The following is a 2,108-nucleotide window of genomic DNA, read 5'->3' as shown; positions in this document are numbered from 1 at the left end:
CAAGCGAGTGCAATCCAAATATCGTTGCCAACAGTTCCTTCATATAAAAGGGCACGAATCGCATTCACGATTGAAGTTACAGGCTGATTCTCTGCAAATGCACGGACAATTTTTGGCATCGTTTCGGTAGGTAGGATGGCTGACCTAATAAAATGATGGGACACTTCTCTCATTTAAAACAATATAAAAAGACTAACAATTCAAAGTAATTAAGTGCAGGTTACGGTCTAAAAAGCGTAATCTTAAATTTTTTTAATGCCTCTCGGTACCTAACCCCTTTTCATAGAAATTTCCCTCTTCAATTTAAGATGATTTTTTCCACTCTATTAAAAATTTCCCACCATGTTCTTCTGTTTTAACTTTCACTTTATATTTATCATCTTTAGAGACTTTAAGGATCTTTTCATCCTTACCATTATCAAACTCTAATATTGTCTTATCATTTGAATCCACAACATAAGCAACTACAGTTCCTTTCCTCGTTGTTTCATCAAAAGAAAACACCCAATTCTCACCTTTTTTAACTTCCATGTCGCGACTCGCGGAACCAGTAAACTCTCTGTAGTCTCCCAATATTCTATTTGAAGAACTTTTTACTTTTCCGCCAACAACTTTTCCTTCCCTAGAAGAACATCCACTGACAATTAATAAACAACAAGCTACTAACATTATACTTTTTATTATTTTCAATATTAACTCTTCCTTTACTAAAAAATAAAGCGTACTAAAATGGCTGTCATTGACTGGGTCTATAATAATATTAATAAACAATTATAGGTATTTTCTATTTTTTCAAATCTTCACTCAGCTTAATTTCCTCATCATTGATATATCCAATAAAAACGATTTCTGATACATGTTCATGATTAAAAAACAAATTATATTCAGTTGAAATATTACCAATTGGATAATAACAAGCTACATAATCCCACTCTTCTTTAGTTTTAGAATCCATTTGTTTTCTACCATAAATCATTACAAGTTGTTCCCAATTTTTAAATCTTACAACTGAACCAATTGGTAACAATGTTTCCTTCTCTCTCTCTGTTTTCACCATCTCTTATCACCTCATTATTTAATAAAAAATTTACCGATTTTATATAAAATCCAAAAGCCAATAGGAACTGTAATTAAGTATATTAAAGAAAAAATAAGCTTTTCTTTAATATTATAAGTAGCATCAAAAAATGTTAGTATTATAGTTCCAAAAAAACAAATAATAAAAAGAACTGTTAAAATTTTTTTCAAACCCTCTACTGTCATTCAATACTCCCCTTTATTTTACTTCTACCTCAAAAGCTGTACCAACAAGACTTGCTCCAGGCCCCCAAGGAAGACTAATCTTAAATCCACTTGATCCAGCTTTCACTGAACCACCAACTTGTCCAAGTGTAGCTGCCCCTCCAATATGTAAATCATGATCTGTAAATGGAATAGGAAAATCTATCCCCGTTTCATATTTTGCTAAAGACGCTTCTGCACCAAATTCAATATTAGTCTTATCTAATTTAGCTGATAACTCTACATTCGCCATACTTAAGTTTGATTCACTTTTTATTTTTTTACCCTCACCAAGATCTTTTGAAACTTCAAAACCTACTTTAACTGTGTTATATGTCGCACTCGCCCCAGCTATTGTTCCAGCCTTTAATTCTCCACCTATTGCCTTAGCTGAAAAGGGGCCACTTTCTTCCTCATACATATACCTCGAATTTTCCTTGGTACTTAATACATCAGTTACTTTTTGTAATATCCCCTTATCATTAACACCATTACCAACCGACATATTCTTTTCTGTACCCAAATTAACCCCTTGATTATCAACTGTTTCAAATTTAGTTGCTATACGTATTAATTCTTCTTCAATTTTTTTCAAATGAGTAATATAAGATTCACAAGCTTTATTTAACGTAGGTAATTGGTCAAAAAAACCCAAACTTGATGCGCCAATCCATCTGGTTTGCAAATTAAAAAGTTCATTAAGTATTTTATTATGCCTATCTTTAGCTTCCCCTTGAGCATAACTAAAAGTTTTTGCTCTATTTCTTAGCTCTTCTGGAGTAATTTTTATTTCTCCCATTTATATTCCTCCCCCAATATATTACTTT

4 protein-coding genes and 1 pseudogene are annotated in these 2,108 nt (G+C 32.1%); all 5 read right to left on the bottom strand.

The genetic code is table 11. The annotated features are described in order from the left end of the window. Positions 1 to 152 (bottom strand): annotated as a pseudogene (locus tag RBB48_RS31540) (ABC transporter permease); the annotation flags it as partial. A gap of 151 nt (positions 153 to 303) precedes the next feature. Then, the gene (locus RBB48_RS31535; RefSeq protein WP_033681224.1) at positions 304 to 693 is read right to left on the bottom strand and encodes a hypothetical protein; all 390 of its coding nucleotides are present in this window, start codon (positions 691 to 693) and stop codon (positions 304 to 306) included. Positions 694 to 784: 91 nt separating this feature from the next. Next, positions 785 to 1,057, bottom strand: a complete 273-nt coding sequence (locus RBB48_RS31530; protein WP_000241126.1) for a DUF4176 domain-containing protein — start codon at positions 1,055 to 1,057, stop codon at positions 785 to 787. Between the two features lie 14 nt (positions 1,058 to 1,071). Beyond that, the gene (locus tag RBB48_RS31525; RefSeq protein ID WP_000215401.1) at positions 1,072 to 1,263 is read right to left on the bottom strand and encodes a hypothetical protein; all 192 of its coding nucleotides are present in this window, start codon (positions 1,261 to 1,263) and stop codon (positions 1,072 to 1,074) included. Positions 1,264 to 1,276: 13 nt separating this feature from the next. After that, entirely contained in the window at positions 1,277 to 2,080 is an 804-nt protein-coding gene (locus RBB48_RS31520) for a WXG100 family type VII secretion target (protein ID WP_097889802.1), read from the bottom strand. Positions 2,081 to 2,108 lie beyond the last annotated feature (28 nt).

It is taken from the genome of Bacillus sp. MMSF_3353, assembly GCF_030733445.1.
In the GTDB taxonomy this organism is placed as follows: Bacteria; Bacillota; Bacilli; order Bacillales; family Bacillaceae_G; genus Bacillus_A; species Bacillus_A wiedmannii.
The sequence above is the reverse complement of the archived record's forward strand: the minus strand, read 5'-3'. Positions and strand labels throughout refer to the sequence as shown.